Here is a 17,353-nt window from a genome sequence, read left to right as displayed (position 1 = left end):
TTATTTATTCAGTTCGAGCAGGCTGTCGATGTTGTCCATCATCTGGCTCTTTTCCTGAATCGGTGCGAGTTTGAAGAACATCTGCTGCAGCATCTCGATCATCTGCAGGTATTCCATCTTGCCCACGGCGGCCATGTCGTTTTTAGCTCGACTGCCCGGCGCACAGGCAAACTTCAGCGCTTGCTGTACCCAGAACTCTTTCGGGGTTTGCCATTGATTGGCAACTTTCAGATGGCGCAGGGTGTAAGCCAGACGCTCGACGGATTGGCCATTGATAAAGCGCACTTTGCCCGTAGAGCACTGGGCTTCGAGGTTGTACACGTCGATCATTGGTTTGCCGGGCTCTTCATAAACCAGGGTCACCGCGACCATGGTCGCGCCTTTAGTTTTTTCAGAAGGCACTACCGACGTGGCATCGGCGACGTACATGATGTTTTTTTGGGCCACGCCGTTGCCGTAGATAATCCACCAGTCACCAATCGGATTGGGCTCTTCGGCATTTGCCGAATTGGAGGCAAACAGCAGCGCAGCCGACAAGAAGATCAACTTCTTGAACTTGAAGAGAAATGACATGGGCAGTTCCGTTCCTTGGGTACACGTTGCCAGGCAGCAACTTGTTATTGTTCGGGCCGCCACTTTAGGAGGCGGCTCGGACAGGCACAATTAGGGCGGATGGGCTAATGGCGCGCTGCCATTACTGCTCAGGTGCCTCGAGGTTTTGCCCGTGCTGTGGCTTCGGCCACCAACGGATCATCCGGCCAGTAATGCTTCGGATACCGCCCCTTCAAATCCTTCTTCACCTCGGCGTAGGTACTGCGCCAGAAGTTCGCCAGATCCTGCGTGACCTGCACCGGCCGCCGCGCCGGGGACAGCAGGTGCAACTTCACGGCCAGGCGCCCGCCGGCGATACGCGGGGTGTCTGCCAGCCCGAACAATTCCTGCAAGCGCACCGCCAGAATCGGCGGCTGCTCGCTGTAGTCCAGGCGTACCGATGATCCCGACGGCACTTTCACATGCTGCGGCGCCAACTCTTCCAGGCGTTGGGGCAATGGCCAGGGCAGCAGGTTATGCAGGTAGCTGGAAATATCCAGGTTGGCGAAATGGCTGAGGCGCGAGACCTTGCCCAGGTAAGGCATCAACCAGTGTTCGAGGCTGGCCAGTAGCGCCTTGTCGCTGATGTCGGGCCACTCGCTGGTGTTGCCGGCGTCGAGTTGGCGCAACAGCATCACACGGGCTTGCCACTGACGCAGTTCCGGAGTCCAGGGCAGCAGTTCCAGGCCTTTGCGGCGCACGAGGTTGACCAGCGCCTGGCTGCGGGCGGATTCGTCGAGGCCGGTCAGCGGTTCGCGGCTGAGTACCAGTTCACCGACTTTGCGTTGGCGCTCGGCACGCAAGACGCCTTCGCGTTCGTCCCAGTCGAGTTGGTCGACATTGCGCACTTGCTCGGCCAGCACCGTGTCGAACAACGCCGGATCAAAATCCGCCGCCAGGTAGATGCGTTCTTCGCGCTGGCCCTGGCGACTGCCCAGGTCGGCGATCACCAGCCAGGTTTGTTTCATCAGGCTGTCGGCTTCGGCAAACAGCGCCGCGCGACCATTGGCCAGGCGATATTCAGCGCCACCGGGGCGACGTTGCTGGGCGACGCGGTCCGGGTAGGCCAGTGCCAGCAAGGCGCCGAGCCAGCGCGGGTGGTCGGGATTGTCCACCGGCTGGGTCGCCTTGCCGCGCAGGTAGCCACGGTATTGCCGTGCCAACTGCTTGGCGCGCTGCACGCCACCCTGAGTGCCGCGTGCGCGTTCTTCACCGGCCATCAGCGCCAGGCGGCTGTGCAAGTCGGCACCGCCGCCGCGCAGGATATCGCGCTCGCCCAACAGGGCTGCCACGTCACAGGCCATGGCAGCCAGCCCAAGGTCCTGGCCACGCAATAATAGATGGGCAATACGCGGGTGGGCCGGCAGCTCGGCCATCTTCTGGCCATGGGCGGTGAGGGTTGCTTCGTTCAATGCACCCAGGCGTTGCAACAGCTCCTGAGCCTGGGCATAGGCGGCAGTCGGTGGGATGTCCAGCCAAACCAACTGGCTGGGCGTCACGCCCCAACGCGCCAGTTGCAAGGCCAGCCCGGCCAGGTCGGCGGCGAGAATTTCCGCACTGCCATAGGCGGCCAAACCGTCATGCTGGTCTTCGGACCACAACCGATAACACACCCCCGGTTCCAACCGCCCTGCCCGACCGGCGCGCTGGGTGGCGCTGGCACGGGAGATGCGCTGGGTGTCGAGGCGCGTCATGCCGCTGCCCGGGTCAAAACGTGGCACCCGCGCCAGCCCGGCGTCGATCACCACGCGCACGCCGTTGATGGTCAGGCTGGTCTCGGCGATGTTGGTGGCCAGCACCACTTTGCGCTTGCCGGCCGGCGCCGGGTCGATGGCGGCGCGCTGGGCGTTGAGGTCCAGCTCACCGTGCAGGGGGCATAACAGCACATCCGGGCGATCACCCAAGGCCTCGGCCAGTTGCTGGTTGACCCGGCGAATCTCCGCTTGCCCCGGCAAAAACACGAGCACGCTGCCGGTCTCGTCATGCAGGGCTTCGAGGACGGTTTGCACCACGCGCGGCTCGATAAACTCCCCGGCCTGGTACGGCCGGCCCCAGCGCATCTGCACCGGGAACATGCGCCCTTCACTGCGCAGAATCGGCGCGTCATCCAGCAAGCCCGCCAGGCGCTCGCCTTCGAGAGTGGCGGACATCAGCAGGATCTTCAGCGGCTGGTCGTCGCGAAACAGCTCGCGCCCGTTAAGGCTCAGGGCCAGCGCCAGGTCGGCGTCGAGGCTGCGCTCGTGGAATTCGTCGAAGATCAACAGGCCCACGCCATCCAATGCCGGGTCGTCCTGCAGGCGGCGAGTGAGGATGCCTTCGGTCACCACCTCGATACGCGTGTTGGGGCCGACTTTGCTGTCCAGGCGAATGCGGTAGCCCACGGTCTCACCGACCTTTTCACCCAGCTCGCTGGCCAGTCTTTCGGCGGCGGCCCGTGCGGCCAGGCGCCGGGGTTCGAGCATCAGGATGGTTTGCCCGGCGAGCCACGGCTCATGCAACAAGGCCAGCGGCACGCGGGTGGTTTTACCGGCGCCAGGCGGCGCTTCCAGCACGGCTTCATGGCGATGCGCCAAGGCGTCACGCAGGGCGGGTAAAACATCATCGATCGGCAACGAATTCATAAGGGTTCTCTGGTAATCCGCGCAGTTAAGAGGCGTAACCGATCCGGCGACTGCCTAATGTATGGGTCGTCCATACCAACACATGACCATCGAGTTGACGTCCTGCTTTTCGTCGGAGCTCTCTTCAGGTTTTTGATAGAGACACACAAAAACCACGATGGCCCCGACGCCAAGGGTCCCAAGACTTAAAACAATATCCAAATCGACATTTGAATGAAACGAGTCAAAGAACACTCGCGGCGCAGCCCAGTGGATAAAGAATATAAAGAGCGGAAAAATAAAAGCCCCTTTCCACAGCACAATGTCGACGGGAAATTCAAGCAACCTGCAGGCAGCAAGAAACCCCAACAGGTAAGCGTAATAAGTAACCATCAAGCTGATCATGAATTTCGTCAGGGCCAAGGCCATGATCACCAGCCAATGCTCCTTTGCTGCATATGAAACGGGTGCAATAAGACGGGTGATACCGATGATCAGACAGGTTATGACCATTAGTACTGCGATAGAAATAGGTGCCAGTCCTTCACCGTAAGCTTTGTTCAAGAGCTCGCCAACTTCGGGTTTCAGACAAGTGCCCCAGTAAATCAACGCCATGGAAAACAACAAATACACCAGGAACAAACTGGAGTATTCGACGAAAAAAGCTTTCAGATCTTCACAAAAAGTCCGGTTATAAAGTGTGTTTGCCTGCTGCTCTTCAGTCATCATCCTTCCTTGATTTTTGTAAACTGCACGGTGTTTCGTCTGCAAACAGAAAAGCTTGAACACCATTGGCGTCCAGACAGGACGGCGAGTATAACGGCGAACTGCCGGATGCCGATGCAGGTCTCAAAAATACCCACTCTTTGGAATGGGAATGCAGTCAAAGGTGGGAGCTGGCTTGCCTGCGATAGCGGTGTGACAGTCACCGCTGTATTCCCCGAACCGACGCTGTCGCAGGCAAGCCAGCTCCCACATTGGTTCATAAGCGTTTGGCAGATCTGGCTTATAGTCACCCTTAAATCGTGTTCAGGAGACTTTTTCATGCGTATCGCTTCCCGTGTCATCGGCGGTGTCCTCGCCGTCACCCTGCTGAGCCAACTCACCGCCTGCGGCTCGATTTTCTACCCCGACCGCCGTGGCCAGATCGACGGCAAGATCGACCCGGCCATTGCCGTGCTCGATGCCGTCGGCCTGCTGTTCTACGTGATCCCGGGCCTGATCGCGTTTGGGGTCGACTTCGCCACGGGCGCGATCTACTACGAACCCGGCAAGACCGCCCAGGTCGCGCCCGAGAAATTGCACGAAGCCATCGGCGCCGACGGCAAGGTCGACAATGCCAAGCTGCAAAGCATCATTGAGAAGGAAACCGGCCGCAGCTTGCCGCTGGACGACCCGCGTCTGATCCAGTTCAAGGGCAGCGTGCAACAACTCGCGTCCCTGGGCCTGCAGCCCGCCGCGTAAGGACAGCCCATGACCAGCAGTCCCGAACACGCCAGGCTTCTGCGCCTGGCCACCCGCGCCTCAGTGGGCGTGGCCAGTGTGCTGATTATCACCAAGGCCATCGCCTGGTGGCTCAGCGGCTCGGTGAGTATGCTCGCCGGGCTGACCGACTCGCTGCTCGACGGCGTGACCTCGCTGTTGAATCTGCTGGCCGTGCATTACGCCCTGCGCCCGGCCGATGACGATCACCGTTACGGGCACGGCAAGGCGGAGTCGCTGGCGGGCATGGCGCAAGCCTTGTTTATTGCCGGCAGTGCGGTGCTGATTGCGCTCCAGGCCTTTGAACGGCTCAAGCATCCGGAGCCGGTCGGCGCACCGTGGCTGAGCATTGGCGTGATTATCCTGTCGCTGGCGCTGACCGTGGCCCTGCTGATGCTGCAACACCGCGTGGTGCGCGAGACCGGCTCCAACGCGGTGCGCGCCGACTCGCTGCACTACCGCTCGGACTTGCTGCTCAACGGCAGCATCCTGATTGCGCTGGTGTTGGCCGGTTTTGGCTTTCATCAGGTCGATGCCTGGTTTGGCCTGGGTATCGCCGCCTATATTCTGTGGAGTGCGATCCAGATCGCCCGCGAAAGCTTTGCGGTGTTGATGGACGAAGAGTTACCGCCAGATGTCAGCCAGCACATGCTGGAACTGGCTCGTGGCGTACCCGGCGTGCTGGGTGCCCACGACTTGCGTACGCGGGTTTCCGGCAACCACTGGTTTGTGCAGCTGCACCTGGAGTTGCCGGGGGAATTGACGCTGTCGGTGGCTCACGGCATCAGCGACCAGGCCGCCGACGCCATTCACCGGGAATACCCGAAAGCCGAAGTATTGGTGCACGCCGACCCGCTGGAAGTGGTCACCGGCAACAAAACCTAGTACTGCACCTGATACCCACGACTGCCCAGGCAGTTGCCCTGGGCCTGGCGGTAGGTTTGCACCACCGCCGGGTCCGGGGCGTAGGTGACGGTGCGCGGGTCGAAGCCGCTTTGCTGCACCGCCCAGCGATAACAGTCGTAGCCGTCCTGCTGCACCTGCGCCGGCGATTGGCCGTTGGCAGGGTAGGCCACTACGTCATAGCCGTTGCCTTGCGGCGCCGGCTGGGGTGATGGCACTTGCGCAGGAGGCTGCACCACCACGTATTGCTGGGTGCTTTGCTCATAGGCGTAGTACGCGCCAGCGGCAAGGAACAACAGCGAGCCCCCTACCCATACTTCACGCGCATAGTCCGGCAGGTAATGCACACGGATGCCATAGGGTGGCGTCACCACCACGTAGCGTGGGCCTTGGGGGCGATACCAGTAGCCGCCGGAGAAAAAGTAGTCCTGGCCACGGTAAGGCACGCGGTAATTGCGGTCGGGAAAACGGTCGATGACATAACCAGGGCGATGTTGCGGGCCCGGACCCCAGCCGTTGCCATGCCCGTCGGGGCGGCCTGGCCAGCGGTTATCACCGGGGCGATCGTTACCCGGACGCGAACCGGGGCCGCCAGCCTCCCAATGCCGATTGTCATCGGGGCGCCTGGGGATATCACGGTAATAACCCTGGCGCGGTTCCTGAGTCTGGCGCACCGTATCGGGCCGGCCCTGGATCGGCAGGTTATTGGAAGGTTGCGGTGCAGGTCGCCCTGGCTCATGACCTTGCGGGCGACCTTGCCATTGGCCACCATCGTGCTGGCCGCCGCGATCATCCTGCGGGTTTTGTGGACGTGGCTGATTGTGCTCAGGCCGTTGACCCGGGCCCGGTGAGTTATCGCGCTCGTCGGCCATTACCTGCGTGCCGACGCTTGCCACCAGCAAACCAACACCTGCCATACGCCAGATGCGCTTCATGCTTTTCCTCACTGCGGATTAGGGCCTACACATGAGACTGGAAAAGCCTCACCCGGTTCTCACGCAGGTTATCAGTCGTGGGCACTATTTTCTCAAGGCAAAAGAAAAGGGGTGACCCGTCGGCCACCCCTTGAGAATTTCGTCCGTGCTCAACGCTTTTGACGTTGGCTCACCTCACGCCGTCTTGTGGACAGTGTGCAGCCTGGAGGCCGGCTCAACCCTGCTGGGGCGGCGGCCGCAGCGGGCCTGATTGGGCGGGCTGCTGTGGACTGTTGTCCAGGCGGTGATTCTGTTGGTAATCATAGGCGTGCCGGACGGACAGATGATTGCGAAGATTGCGTCAATAAACAGTGCTTGCGCAATTTTTAACCCTTCATGGATAATTCACCGCAATAGTTACGACAAAGGCCAACCCAATGAGCAAGCTTGACCGATACGACCTGAGTATTTTGGCGGAATTGCAGCGCGACGCGAGGATCTCCAACCAGGAGCTGGCCGAACGCATCGGCCTGTCGCCTTCGCCCTGCTCGCGCCGGGTCAAGCAATTGGAAGACGACGGCTATATCGCCCGCCAGGTCGCCCTGCTGGATCGCAAGATGCTCGGCCTTAGCCTTACAGCCTACGTATTGATCGGCATGGACCGGCACACGCCGGAGCGTTTCGAGAATTTTGAAGCCGCCATTCGCACCTTGCCGCAAGTGCTGGAATGCAGTTTGGTGACCGGGATGGATGCGGACTACCAGTTGAAGGTGGTGGTGCCGGATATGGACCATTACCAGAAACTGCTGCTGGGCCATCTGACCCGCATCGAAGGGGTGACCAGCGTGCGTTCCAGCTTTGTGCTCAACCAGGTACTCAACAGCACCGAACTGCCGCTGACCCACCTGCGCACCTGAGAACACAGAGATTCAAATGTGGGAGGGGGCTTGCTCCCGATAGCGGTAGGTCAGTTGATAAATAACTGACTGACACTCAGTCATCGGGAGCAAGCCCCCTCCCACATTTGGATTGTGCTTCGACTCAGGTCAATGTTGCGTCTGTAACGCTGCCGTATACTGCTCGCTTGTCTTGCTGGAATAGCCCCATGAACAACATCGACCCCGCCCTGTTTGAAGAATGGATGATGACCGGCCTGGTCACTATCCTCATCATTTTCATGGGCTTTATCGTCTGGGACCTGGCGAAGAAATCCAAGGCCGGGCGCTTTGGCTCATTCATTCTGTTTTTCGTGCTGGGCCTGGGCGTGGCCGCGTTCATCATCAAGAGCGTGGTGATCGGCTTGATCGAGTCCGGCGCTTTATAGGCGCGCCGGTACTGCTTTCCATTGGCCTTGATCCAGGCCGTCGATAGACCAGTCACCAATGCGCACGCGCACCAGGCGCAGCGTCGGCAGGCCCACGGCGGCAGTCATGCGCCGAACCTGACGGTTGCGTCCTTCCCGAATCACCAATTCCAGCCAATGGGTGGGCACGCTTTTACGAAAACGTACCGGCGGGTTGCGCGGCCATAATGCCGGCTCATCCAACTGACGGGCCTCGGCAGGCAAGGTCATGCCGTCGTTCAGTTCGACGCCATCGCGCAGGCGTTGGAGCTGTTCTTCGGTCGGCTCGCCTTCCACCTGCACCCAGTAGGTTTTCGCCAGCTTGTGCTTGGGGTCGGCGATGCGCGCCTGAAGCTGGCCATCGTTGGTCAACAGCAGCAAGCCTTCGCTGTCACGGTCCAGGCGCCCGGCCGGGTAAATACCGGGAATGTCGATGAAATCCTTGAGGGTCGCGCGACCGCCTTCGTCGCTGAACTGGGTCAACACGTCGAACGGCTTATTGAACAGGATCAGCTTCGGCTCGGCCGGTGGCGCCTTGGCGACACGCCGAACAGGCTGCGAAGGTTTCACGCCTGGGCGGCGCGAATCGGGACGGGTAGGACGGGACATGGCAAAGAAACATCTAACGGTCAGGACCGACAATGCTAGTGGCCTGACCGCCAAATGACCATCCCAACCGCTTAGCGGAACGGCGGCTCGTCGAAGCTGCGCAGTTTGCGCGAGTGCAACGAGTTGAGTTCGGTGCGCAACAGGTCGACCGCCTCGATGCCGATCTTCAAGTGCTGGCTGACCGCACGCTCGTAGAACGCGTTGGCCGAACCCGGCAGCTTGATCTCGCTGTGCAAGGGTTTGTCGGATACGCATAACAAGGTGCCGTAAGGCACGCGCAAACGGTAACCCTGGGCGGCGATGGTGCCGCTTTCCATGTCCACGGCCACGGCGCGGGACAGGTTGATCAGCGGCCGTTCCTGGGCCCAGCGCAATTCCCAGTTACGGTCGTCATAGGTCAGCACGGTACCGGTGCGCAGGCGTTTTTTCAGCTCTTCGCCTTTTTCGCCAGTGACGTGGGCCGCCGCTTGCTGGAGCGCCAACTGCACCTCGGCCAGGGCCGGGATCGGGATGTTCGGCGGTACCACGCGGTCAAGAATCCCGTCACGGCGCATATAGGCGTGGGCCAGTACGTAGTCGCCGATGGTCTGGGATTGGCGCAGGCCGCCGCAGTGGCCGATCATCAGCCAGCAATGCGGGCGCAACACGGCCAGGTGGTCGGTGATGTTCTTGGCGTTGGACGGGCCCACGCCGATGTTCACCAGGGTCACGCCGTGGCCGTCACTGGCTTGCAGGTGATACGCCGGCATCTGGTAGCGATGCCAGACCACGCCGGCGGCAATCGCCGAGGCTTCGCCGTGGTCCATGCTCTTGTCGATGACCACGTTGCCCGGCAGCACCATGCGGATAAAACGCGGGTCGCTGCGCAGTTGTTCCAGGCCGTGCAGGATGAACTGGTCAACGTAGCGGTGGTAGTTGGTCAGCAGGATCCACGGCTGTACATGGCGCCAATCGCTGCCGGTGTAATGCACCAGGCGGCGCAGGGAAAAGTCCACGCGTGCCGCGTCGAACAATGCCAGGGGCAGCGGGTCGGTGTTTTCCCAGTCGTAGAGGCCATCGGCAATGCCGTCGGTGGCGGCGGACAGGTCGGTACTGGGGAATACGCGGGCCAGGGTCGCGGCGGTCACGCCGGAGCCGGCCAGTTCGTCGCCCTGCTCCACCACGTACGGGTACGGAATGTTCTGCTGGCTGACGCCCACTTCCACCGTGACGGTGAAGTCGTGCATCAGCGGCACCAGTTGCTCCAGCAGATACTTACGAAACGCGGCGGGGTGGGTCACGGTGACGCTGTAGGTACCCGGCAGTTGCACCTTGGCATATGCACGGGTGGTCTGTGGGACTTCGCCATGGCAGTGGTAGGTCAGGCGCAGTTCCGGGTAGCGAAACAGTGCACGTTGTGCGGCGTCGGGCTCGACGCGGTCCTTGAGGTATTGCTTGAGGGCTTGATTGAGCGCGCCGGTGGCTTGCTCATGCAGAGCCGCCAGCCGGTCCACGGCTTCTTCGGCGGTTTTAACGACAACAAAAGCTTCGGTCACGGTAAGCATCCTGTGTTCTGGACTTGCAGGCCTTTATCTTGCCTGTATCCCGGCCTCACCGAAACAGCCGGATTGGAATGCACCTTAAAATATGGGAGATGGCGGGGTTGAGCGCGCGACTATGGCTTCTACATCCACCCCACGCGGCAAGGTGCCATATACCCGCCCCGACGATTCGCCCAACCGGCTGGCGATAAACCCGTCGCTGACCGCCGCATTTCCTGCCTCCAGCAATAACTTGGCCTGCAACGCCACGGCAATATCCTCAGTCAACTGCCGCGCACGGTACTGAATGTCCTGGGTGTCCATAAACGCCAACTTCAACTGCTCGATATGCCGCGCCAGTTGCTTGTCACCATGACCGTCTCCCAACTCCACAAACAGCACCTCCAGCACGCCCGGCTCTTTGGACAACGCGCGGAGTACGTCCAGGCATTGCACATTGCCGGAACCTTCCCATGTCGAGTTCACCGGCGCCTCACGGTAAAGACGCGGCAGGATGCTGTCTTCCACATACCCGGCGCCGCCCATGCATTCGGCGGCTTCGTTGATCATCGCGGGCGCTCGCTTGCAGATCCAATACTTGCCCACCGCCGTGACCAGCCGAGCGAACTTGGCTTCCTGTTCATCTTCAAGATGATCCAGGGCGCGCCCCATGCGCAGGCTCAAGGCAAGGGCCGCTTCGCTCTCCAATGCCAGGTCGGCCAGGACGTTCTGCATCAGCGGCTGCTGGTTGAGCACGCGGCCACCGACCAGGCGGTGCGCGCAGTGATGGCTGGCCTGGGTCAGCGCCTGACGCATCAAGGCGCTGGAGCCGACCATGCAATCGAAGCGGGTCATGGCGACCATTTCGATGATCGTCGGCACACCCCGGCCCTCTTCACCGACCATCCAGGCCAGGGCGCCGCGAAACTCCACTTCGCTGGACGCGTTGGAGCAGTTGCCGAGTTTGTTCTTCAAGCGCTGGATATAGAACTCGTTGCGCGTGTCATCCGGGCGGTGCCGGGGCAGCAGGAAACAGGTCAGGCCCTTGTCGGTCTGGGCCAGGGTCAGGAAGCCATCGCACATCGGTGCCGAGCAGAACCACTTGTGGCCCACCAGTTCATAGGCCTGGCCGGGCCCACCCGCGCCCACCGGATAAGCGCGTGTGGTGTTGGCCCGCACGTCGGTGCCGCCCTGCTTCTCGGTCATGGCCATGCCGATGGTGGCGCCGGCTTTGTGGGCAATGCCGACGTTGCGTGGGTCATATTGGGTCGAAAGGATTTTCGGCAACCAGCGATCTGCCAGGTCCGGTTGCAGGCGCAAGGCCGGAACGCAGGCGAAGGTCATGGTCAGCGGGCAACCGGTGCCGGCCTCGGCCTGGCTGTGCAGGTAGGTCATTGCCGCACGGGCCACATGGGCGCCGGGCTGCGGGTGAGCCCAGGGCAGCGACGGCAGGCCATGCTCAACAGCAGTGCGCATCAGTTCGTGATAAGCCGGATGAAACTCCACCAGGTCAATGCGATGACCATAACGGTCATGGCTGCTGAACACCGGTTTGTTCTGGTTGGCCAGGAACCCGGCTGCCATCAACGGCCCTCCGGCCAGCGCGCCGTAGGCATCGATACGCGATTCGGCCCAGCCGGCGCCAAAGCGACGCGACCATTGCTGCAGGGGCAAGTCGATGCGATACAGGTTGGTGCCGTCCAGGGACGGTGGCTGATTGGTGACGTCGTGGGTTTCGGCAAACTGATGCAGGTTCATGACGGGCCTCCTGGAAAAAGGCCACGTGAAAGAGGGGCCTTGAATTCAGTTAAGCACCGACCTCACGCTTAAAACAGTGGCATACCCGCCGAATGCCCGGCGCTTTCGCCCTCACCCAAGCGCAACACGCGGCGCTCCAGCACCCCTTGCAGGGCTTCGAACCGCACCGGTTTAGCCAGGCGATCAGTCATGCCGACGCCATGGCAGCGTTCACGCTCTGGTCCATCACTTGAGCTACTCAAGGCGATCACCGGCAACTCACCACAGTCGGGCAGTGCACGAATCTGACAGCACAATGAGAAGCCGCCCTCCGGCACGTCGAGCAGCACCGCATCGAAGCGATTGCCTTGTAATGCCGCCAGTGCCGCCGGGCCGTTATCTACGGTTTTCACCCGGTAGCCGAGTTTGAGCAACATGCCACGCACCGCCAACTGGCCGACGCTGTTGTCGTCCACCAGCAACACGGTGCAATCCTGGGGCGCACGCTGCCTGGGCTGCGCTTGCCCGCTCGGCTTGGGTTGCGCAGGCACCACGCTGACGTCCACCTCCAACTGAAAACGGCTGCCCTTGCGCGGCTCCGAATGATGGGTCAGGCGCCCACCCAACAGCTCGATCAACTGCCGGCAAATCGCCAAACCAATGCCCAGGCCGCCGTATTCGCGAGTCATCGAGCCATCAAGCTGGAAGAAGCGCTGGTACAGCGTGGCCTCATCGAGAAAGGCGAAGCCGATACCGGTGTCGGTGACAATAAAGCTCAGGTGCAATGCGCCCTCCCCTTCGGGCACCCCGACCACGCGCAAGCGCACAGCGCCGAGTTGGGTAAATTTGAATGCATTGTCCAGCAGGCAATCCAGGCATTGGAGCAGTTTGTCGGCATCGCCGATCACCCGGTCCGGCAACTCATCGGCAACATCAATGGAAAACGCCAGGCCCTTGCTCTGCGCGCTGGGGGTGAACTGCTGGCGCAAGGTGTCGAGCACACCGCGCAGGCTGAACGCTTGCGGCTGGGCCACCATCCGACCGGCCTGCAACTCGGTCAGGGTGAGGATACCGTTGACCATGCGCATCATGTCCCGCGCCGAGCCCGCGGCGGTTTGCTGGTACTGCGCCAGGTCCTCGCCCAACGGCACGGTCTGCATCAATTCCAGGGAACCAATCACCCCATTCATCGGCGTGCGCAGTTCGTGGGTCAGGGTGGCGAGAAACTCGTCTTTGAGGCGATTACTGCGGGCCAGTTGCTGGTTGAGCGCTTCGAGCTTCTGGCTGGCGTCGAGGAGGATTTGCGCCTGCTGTTCGCGCATACCGTTGATGCGGTCGGCCAGGGCCAGGGACAGCAGTGCCACTTCAATGGCCGAGCCGAGCTGGCTGGCGTACATGGTCAGGAACACGTTGGGCAGGTAGCCCAGCACCATCAGCGTATTGACCACTCCGCCCAGCAGGAACGCCGACCAGGCGATGATGAAGTAGCGCGCCATGCGCTGCCCGCAGTACCAGGCCTTGATCGCGGCGACAAAGATGGTCACGGTGAACACCAGCGCCAGGCCGGTGGCCAGGCGCAGGGCCACGGCGTAGCTGGTCAACAGCGCCAGCGCCATCACCACGCCGCCGCACGCTGCCAGCGCCAGCAGGATCCGGTCGATCCAGCGGCTGTGCTGCACGGTGTGCAGGAAGCTGCGGGCAAACAGGCTGCCGAACAATGCCGCCGATCCGATCAGGAACGGCACCGCCGCATTCGCCCACCACGGGTTGTTCGGCCAGAAGTACTGCACCGCGACGCCATTGACCGACAGCTGGTACAAGCCGAACGATGCAATATAGAGGATGTAATAGAGGTAGCTGGTGTCGCGCACGCTGAGGTAAATGAACAGGTTGTAGATCAGCATGCCCAGCAGCACACCATAAATAGCCCCGAGTACATACAAGCGCAGCGGTTGTTCTTCCAGGTACGCCGTGCCCGCCCACAGGGTCAGCGGCGCCTGGATCGAGCCCTGGCTTTGCAAGCGCAGGTACAGGGTCTGCTGCTGATCGGGCGCAAAATTGAGCTTGAACAGGTAATTGCTCTGGCTCACCTCACGGCTGGAAAACGGTAATGCACTGCCGGTGCGGGCGGTCAGGCGGTAGTGACCGGTGCCGTCGCTCTGATACAGGTCCAGGCGATTGAGCGGCGGATAAGCCAACTCCAGAAACCAGGTGCGCGGTGCACGAGGATCTGTTGCGCTGTAATGCAGGTTGACCTTGAGCCAGAACACCGAGCGCGAATAGCCGGCGTTGAGGGTGGCTTTGTCATGGGTCTTGAACTGGGCGGCGTAGGTGGGGGAACTGACATCGGCAATGGTGAGGGCATCGGTTGGATCTTCGAGCACTTGCATGACCTGGCCCAGCGGCAGGCTTCGCGTGTCCTGGTTGAACTCGACGGCGCCGGCGAGCAAGGGTAGCCCGCACAATATAAAGATCAGCAAATAGCGCATAGAGCCCCAGCGTGGCCTGTCCGGTTATGTCAAAAGCCCCCCATCCTTTTGAGAAGACGTACACCGGCGATACAGTAAGTTGTTTGAATGCACTTTAGCATAGCCATTAAAGGCCATTGGACACCATTGAACTATTTTTTTGAAAGGCTCTACATCAAGGTCTTCAGAGGACTTTCATGCTGTTTCAATCGCCAGAAAAGCGCTGTTCCAGCGCTCACACTTCAACCATCGTCAGACGGCCACGCAAAAAGCGTTTGGTGGTAAGCTCGCGCACCATGAATATCTACAGCTCTCGCCCTGTTGTCCTCTGTCTCTCCGGCCACGATCCCAGTGGTGGCGCCGGCTTGCAGGCAGATATCGAAGCCCTGCTCGCCCAGGGCTGTCACGCGGCCCCGGCCGTCACAGCGTTGACCGTGCAGAACACCGTCAATGTCAGCGACTTCCGCGTGCTCGACCGTGAGTGGGTGATGGCCCAGGCCAATGCCGTGCTCGGCGACTCCGAAGTCGCAGCCGTCAAACTGGGCATGCTCGGTTCCACCGCCATGGTCGATACGGTGGTTGAACTGCTGCAGGCGCACCCGCATCTGCCGGTGGTCTGCGACCCAGTGCTGCGCGCCGGCGGCGGCGGTAGCCTGGGCAAGGACGAGGTCGGCTATGCGATGCGCGAGCGGCTGTTGCCCTTGTCGCTGATCGCCACGCCCAACCTGCCGGAAGCGCGCATCCTGGCCGAACTGCCAGACGGCACTGCCGACGAGTGCGCCGAGAAACTGTTGCCGTACATCAAGCACCTGCTGATCACCGGCGGCCATGGCGACGAACATGAAGTGCACAACCGCCTGTACAGCCGCGACGGCACGCGCCATACCTTTACCTGCCAGCGCTTGCCTGGCAGTTATCACGGTTCGGGCTGCACCTTGGCCAGCGCCCTCGCCGGGCGCATCGCCCAGGGCGAAGGTTTGACCAGCGCGGTGCAATCGGCCCTCAACTACACCTGGCGCACCCTGCGTGACGCCGAGCAACTGGGCCATGGCCAGTTCGTGCCGCGCCGGCTGCCGCTGGATTTCTGCTCGTAACTTATCGCTCGTCACAGCAAGGGGCTTGCCCGATGAAACTACGTGGCCTTTACGCCATTACCGACAGCCAGCTCCTGGCCGGCAAGTTCCTCGCCTACGTCCAAGCGGCGCTGGACGGCGGCGTGACACTGTTGCAGTACCGCGACAAAAGCAGCGACGAGGCACGGCGCCTGCGTGAAGCCGAAAAGCTGTATGAACTGTGCTCGCGCTACAAGACTCAATTGATCATCAACGATGATGCCGAACTCGCCGCGCGCCTGGGCGTGGGCGTGCATCTGGGGCAGACCGATGGTCCGCTGACCCCGGCCCGTGCGCTGCTCGGTTCCAAGGCGATCATCGGTGCTACCTGCCACAGCCAGATCGAACTGGCCGAACAGGCCGCCAAGGAAGGCGCCAGCTATGTCGCCTTCGGGCGCTTCTTCAATTCCACCACCAAGCCCGGCGCACCTGCCGCCACCGTTGAAATGCTGGCCGAGGCCCGCACGCGCGTGCAGCTGCCGATCTGCGTGATCGGCGGCGTGACCCTGGACAACGCCGAACCGCTGGTGGCCCACGGTGCCGACCTGCTGGCCGTGGTGCACGGTTTATTCGGCGCCGACAGTACTCAGGAAGTCACGCGACGCGCCCGTGCTTTCAATGCCCTTCTTAAAATCTGATTTCAGAGAGACGTCCATCATGTCCCGTTCCGAAACCCTGTTTGCCAATGCCCAGAAACACATCCCCGGCGGTGTGAACTCCCCCGTGCGTGCGTTCAAGAGCGTGGGCGGCACGCCGTTGTTCTTCAAACACGCCGAAGGCGCCTACGTCACCGACGAAGATGACAAGCGCTACGTCGACTATGTCGGCTCCTGGGGCCCGATGATTCTCGGCCATAGCCACCCGGACGTACTCGACGCGGTGCGCCAGCAGCTGCAACACGGCTTGTCCTATGGCGCGCCGACCGCCATGGAAACCGAGATGGCCGACCTGGTTTGCGCCATCGTGCCGTCGATGGAAATGGTGCGCATGGTCAGCTCCGGTACCGAAGCCACCATGAGCGCGATCCGCCTGGCCCGTGGTTTCACCGGCCGCGACAACATCATCAAGTTCGAGGGTTGCTACCACGGCCACTCCGACAGCCTGCTGGTCAAGGCCGGCTCCGGCGCGCTGACTCAAGGCGTACCCAACTCTGCCGGTGTACCGGCGGCATTCGCCAAACACACCCTGACCCTGCCGTTCAACGACATCGCCGCCGTCGAGCAAATGCTCAGCGAAGTCGGCCAGGACGTGGCCTGCATCATCGTCGAACCGGTGGCCGGCAACATGAACTGCGTACCGCCGGCACCGGGTTTCCTCGAAGGCCTGCGCGAGCAGTGCGACAAGCACGGCGTGGTGCTGATCTTTGACGAAGTGATGACCGGTTTCCGCGTCGCCCTCGGCGGCGCCCAGGCACACTACGGCGTCACGCCGGACCTGAGCACCTTCGGCAAGATCATCGGTGGCGGTATGCCAGTAGGCTGCTTCGGCGGCAAGCGCGAAATCATGCAGCACATCGCCCCGCTGGGCCCGGTCTACCAGGCTGGCACCTTGTCGGGTAACCCGCTGGCAATGGCCGCTGGCCTGACCACCCTGCGCCTGATCAGCCGCCCGGGCTTCCACGCCGAGCTGACCGACTACACCACCCGCCTGCTTGATGGCCTGCAGCAGCGCGCCGACGCCGCGGGTATCCCGTTTGTCACCACCCAGGCCGGTGGCATGTTCGGCCTGTACTTCAGCGGCGCCGACGACATCGTCACCTTTGATGACGTGATGGGCAGCGATGCCGACCTGTTCAAGCGCTTCTTCCACCTGATGCTTGAAGGCGGCGTGTACCTGGCGCCGAGCGCCTTCGAAGCCGGCTTCACCTCGATCGCCCATGGCGAAGCCGAGCTGAAACTGACCCTGGATGCTGCCGAACGCGCCTTCGCGGCCCTGAAATAAGTGACCCACGTTCTGACGTTGCCCCCCAGGCAGCGTCAGATTTGCTACTTTGCTTACAGAAGTTTCCTGGTTTTTTCGAGAATTGCCCTGCAATCCGGCAGATAACTTGCCCAAGCAGCAGAAAAACGAGTAAA

At 61.6% G+C, this 17,353-nt stretch carries 15 protein-coding genes; 7 read left to right on the top strand and 8 right to left on the bottom strand.

Going from position 1 to position 17,353, the window contains the following annotated elements:
• From E4O98_RS25310 to E4O98_RS25300, 3 genes are all read right to left on the bottom strand, one after another.
• On the bottom strand, positions 1-573 hold the full coding sequence (locus tag E4O98_RS25310; protein ID WP_005791681.1) for a hypothetical protein: 573 nt from the start codon (positions 571-573) through the stop codon (positions 1-3).
• 128 nt (positions 574-701) lie between these two features.
• Positions 702-3,212 (bottom strand): ATP-dependent helicase HrpB, encoded by a 2,511-nt coding sequence (gene hrpB / locus E4O98_RS25305; protein WP_248136542.1) that lies wholly within the window; start codon positions 3,210-3,212, stop codon positions 702-704.
• A 54-nt stretch (positions 3,213-3,266) separates the two neighbouring features.
• Entirely contained in the window at positions 3,267-3,917 is a 651-nt protein-coding gene (locus E4O98_RS25300) for a hypothetical protein (RefSeq protein WP_103734845.1), read from the bottom strand.
• A gap of 318 nt (positions 3,918-4,235) precedes the next feature.
• Between E4O98_RS25300 and E4O98_RS25295 the strand changes: the two genes are divergently transcribed.
• Complete coding sequence (locus E4O98_RS25295; RefSeq protein ID WP_005791686.1) at positions 4,236-4,655, top strand: hypothetical protein; 420 nt, start codon at positions 4,236-4,238, stop codon at positions 4,653-4,655.
• A 9-nt stretch (positions 4,656-4,664) separates the two neighbouring features.
• Entirely contained in the window at positions 4,665-5,558 is an 894-nt protein-coding gene (locus E4O98_RS25290; protein WP_032879326.1) for a cation diffusion facilitator family transporter, read from the top strand.
• Here the strand turns inward: E4O98_RS25290 and E4O98_RS25285 are convergent.
• Positions 5,555-6,511: a DUF6515 family protein gene (locus tag E4O98_RS25285; RefSeq protein WP_248136540.1), complete on the bottom strand. Its 957-nt coding sequence runs from the start codon at positions 6,509-6,511 to the stop codon at positions 5,555-5,557. The two genes, E4O98_RS25290 and E4O98_RS25285, sit on opposite strands and share 4 nt — an antisense overlap.
• A gap of 416 nt (positions 6,512-6,927) precedes the next feature.
• Here E4O98_RS25285 and E4O98_RS25280 point away from each other — a divergent pair, with 416 nt between their 5' ends.
• Both E4O98_RS25280 and E4O98_RS25275 read left to right on the top strand, forming a co-directional pair.
• The gene (locus tag E4O98_RS25280; RefSeq protein WP_003194418.1) at positions 6,928-7,407 is read left to right on the top strand and encodes an Lrp/AsnC family transcriptional regulator; all 480 of its coding nucleotides are present in this window, start codon (positions 6,928-6,930) and stop codon (positions 7,405-7,407) included.
• A 197-nt stretch (positions 7,408-7,604) separates the two neighbouring features.
• Positions 7,605-7,814 carry a DUF2788 domain-containing protein gene (locus tag E4O98_RS25275; protein WP_025999909.1) on the top strand — a complete coding sequence of 70 codons (210 nt, stop codon included), beginning with the start codon at positions 7,605-7,607 and terminating at the stop codon, positions 7,812-7,814.
• Here the strand turns inward: E4O98_RS25275 and E4O98_RS25270 are convergent.
• From E4O98_RS25270 to E4O98_RS25255, 4 genes are all read right to left on the bottom strand, one after another.
• A complete protein-coding gene (locus tag E4O98_RS25270) occupies positions 7,809-8,441 on the bottom strand; it encodes a pseudouridine synthase (protein WP_005791693.1) in 633 nt (210 codons plus the stop codon). The two genes, E4O98_RS25275 and E4O98_RS25270, sit on opposite strands and share 6 nt — an antisense overlap.
• A 71-nt stretch (positions 8,442-8,512) precedes the next feature.
• Complete coding sequence (gene amn, locus E4O98_RS25265) at positions 8,513-9,985, bottom strand: AMP nucleosidase (protein WP_164699529.1); 1,473 nt, start codon at positions 9,983-9,985, stop codon at positions 8,513-8,515.
• Between the two features lie 75 nt (positions 9,986-10,060).
• Positions 10,061-11,719, bottom strand: coding sequence for an acyl-CoA dehydrogenase family protein (locus E4O98_RS25260; RefSeq protein WP_248136538.1), 1,659 nt, complete (start codon positions 11,717-11,719; stop codon positions 10,061-10,063).
• A 68-nt stretch (positions 11,720-11,787) separates the two neighbouring features.
• On the bottom strand, positions 11,788-14,187 hold the full coding sequence (locus tag E4O98_RS25255; protein WP_248136536.1) for a hybrid sensor histidine kinase/response regulator: 2,400 nt from the start codon (positions 14,185-14,187) through the stop codon (positions 11,788-11,790).
• Positions 14,188-14,462: 275 nt separating this feature from the next.
• On the opposite strand from E4O98_RS25255, the gene E4O98_RS25250 reads away from it, so the two are divergent.
• The 3 genes from E4O98_RS25250 to hemL are packed head-to-tail and all read left to right on the top strand — an operon-like array spanning position 14,463 to position 17,219.
• A complete protein-coding gene (locus tag E4O98_RS25250; protein WP_216092149.1) occupies positions 14,463-15,260 on the top strand; it encodes a hydroxymethylpyrimidine/phosphomethylpyrimidine kinase in 798 nt (265 codons plus the stop codon).
• A gap of 32 nt (positions 15,261-15,292) precedes the next feature.
• Positions 15,293-15,916, top strand: coding sequence for a thiamine phosphate synthase (thiE, locus tag E4O98_RS25245; protein WP_248089296.1), 624 nt, complete (start codon positions 15,293-15,295; stop codon positions 15,914-15,916).
• 19 nt (positions 15,917-15,935) lie between these two features.
• Positions 15,936-17,219 (top strand): glutamate-1-semialdehyde 2,1-aminomutase, encoded by a 1,284-nt coding sequence (hemL, locus tag E4O98_RS25240; protein ID WP_057012857.1) that lies wholly within the window; start codon positions 15,936-15,938, stop codon positions 17,217-17,219.
• Positions 17,220-17,353 lie beyond the last annotated feature (134 nt).

This window comes from Pseudomonas sp. W2Jun17, assembly GCF_023127795.1.
Classification (GTDB): Bacteria; Pseudomonadota; Gammaproteobacteria; order Pseudomonadales; family Pseudomonadaceae; genus Aquipseudomonas; species Aquipseudomonas synxantha_A.
The sequence above is the reverse complement of the archived record's forward strand: the minus strand, read 5'-3'. Positions and strand labels throughout refer to the sequence as shown.

What these genes read in the sequence shown, in the direction of transcription:
- E4O98_RS25310 (WP_005791681.1), bottom strand. Translation starts at nt 573, where the DNA reads ATGTCATTTCTCTTCAAGTTCAAGAAGTTGATCTTCTTGTCGGCTGCG.
- E4O98_RS25280 (WP_003194418.1), top strand. Translation starts at nt 6,928, where the DNA reads ATGAGCAAGCTTGACCGATACGACCTGAGTATTTTGGCGGAATTGCAG.
- amn (WP_164699529.1), bottom strand. Translation starts at nt 9,985, where the DNA reads ATGCTTACCGTGACCGAAGCTTTTGTTGTCGTTAAAACCGCCGAAGAA.
- hrpB (WP_248136542.1), bottom strand. Translation starts at nt 3,212, where the DNA reads ATGAATTCGTTGCCGATCGATGATGTTTTACCCGCCCTGCGTGACGCC.
- hemL (WP_057012857.1), top strand. Translation starts at nt 15,936, where the DNA reads ATGTCCCGTTCCGAAACCCTGTTTGCCAATGCCCAGAAACACATCCCC.
- E4O98_RS25290 (WP_032879326.1), top strand. Translation starts at nt 4,665, where the DNA reads ATGACCAGCAGTCCCGAACACGCCAGGCTTCTGCGCCTGGCCACCCGC.
- E4O98_RS25295 (WP_005791686.1), top strand. Translation starts at nt 4,236, where the DNA reads ATGCGTATCGCTTCCCGTGTCATCGGCGGTGTCCTCGCCGTCACCCTG.
- E4O98_RS25260 (WP_248136538.1), bottom strand. Translation starts at nt 11,719, where the DNA reads ATGAACCTGCATCAGTTTGCCGAAACCCACGACGTCACCAATCAGCCA.
- E4O98_RS25300 (WP_103734845.1), bottom strand. Translation starts at nt 3,917, where the DNA reads ATGACTGAAGAGCAGCAGGCAAACACACTTTATAACCGGACTTTTTGT.
- E4O98_RS25255 (WP_248136536.1), bottom strand. Translation starts at nt 14,187, where the DNA reads ATGCGCTATTTGCTGATCTTTATATTGTGCGGGCTACCCTTGCTCGCC.
- thiE (WP_248089296.1), top strand. Translation starts at nt 15,293, where the DNA reads ATGAAACTACGTGGCCTTTACGCCATTACCGACAGCCAGCTCCTGGCC.
- E4O98_RS25270 (WP_005791693.1), bottom strand. Translation starts at nt 8,441, where the DNA reads ATGTCCCGTCCTACCCGTCCCGATTCGCGCCGCCCAGGCGTGAAACCT.
- E4O98_RS25285 (WP_248136540.1), bottom strand. Translation starts at nt 6,511, where the DNA reads ATGAAGCGCATCTGGCGTATGGCAGGTGTTGGTTTGCTGGTGGCAAGC.
- E4O98_RS25250 (WP_216092149.1), top strand. Translation starts at nt 14,463, where the DNA reads ATGAATATCTACAGCTCTCGCCCTGTTGTCCTCTGTCTCTCCGGCCAC.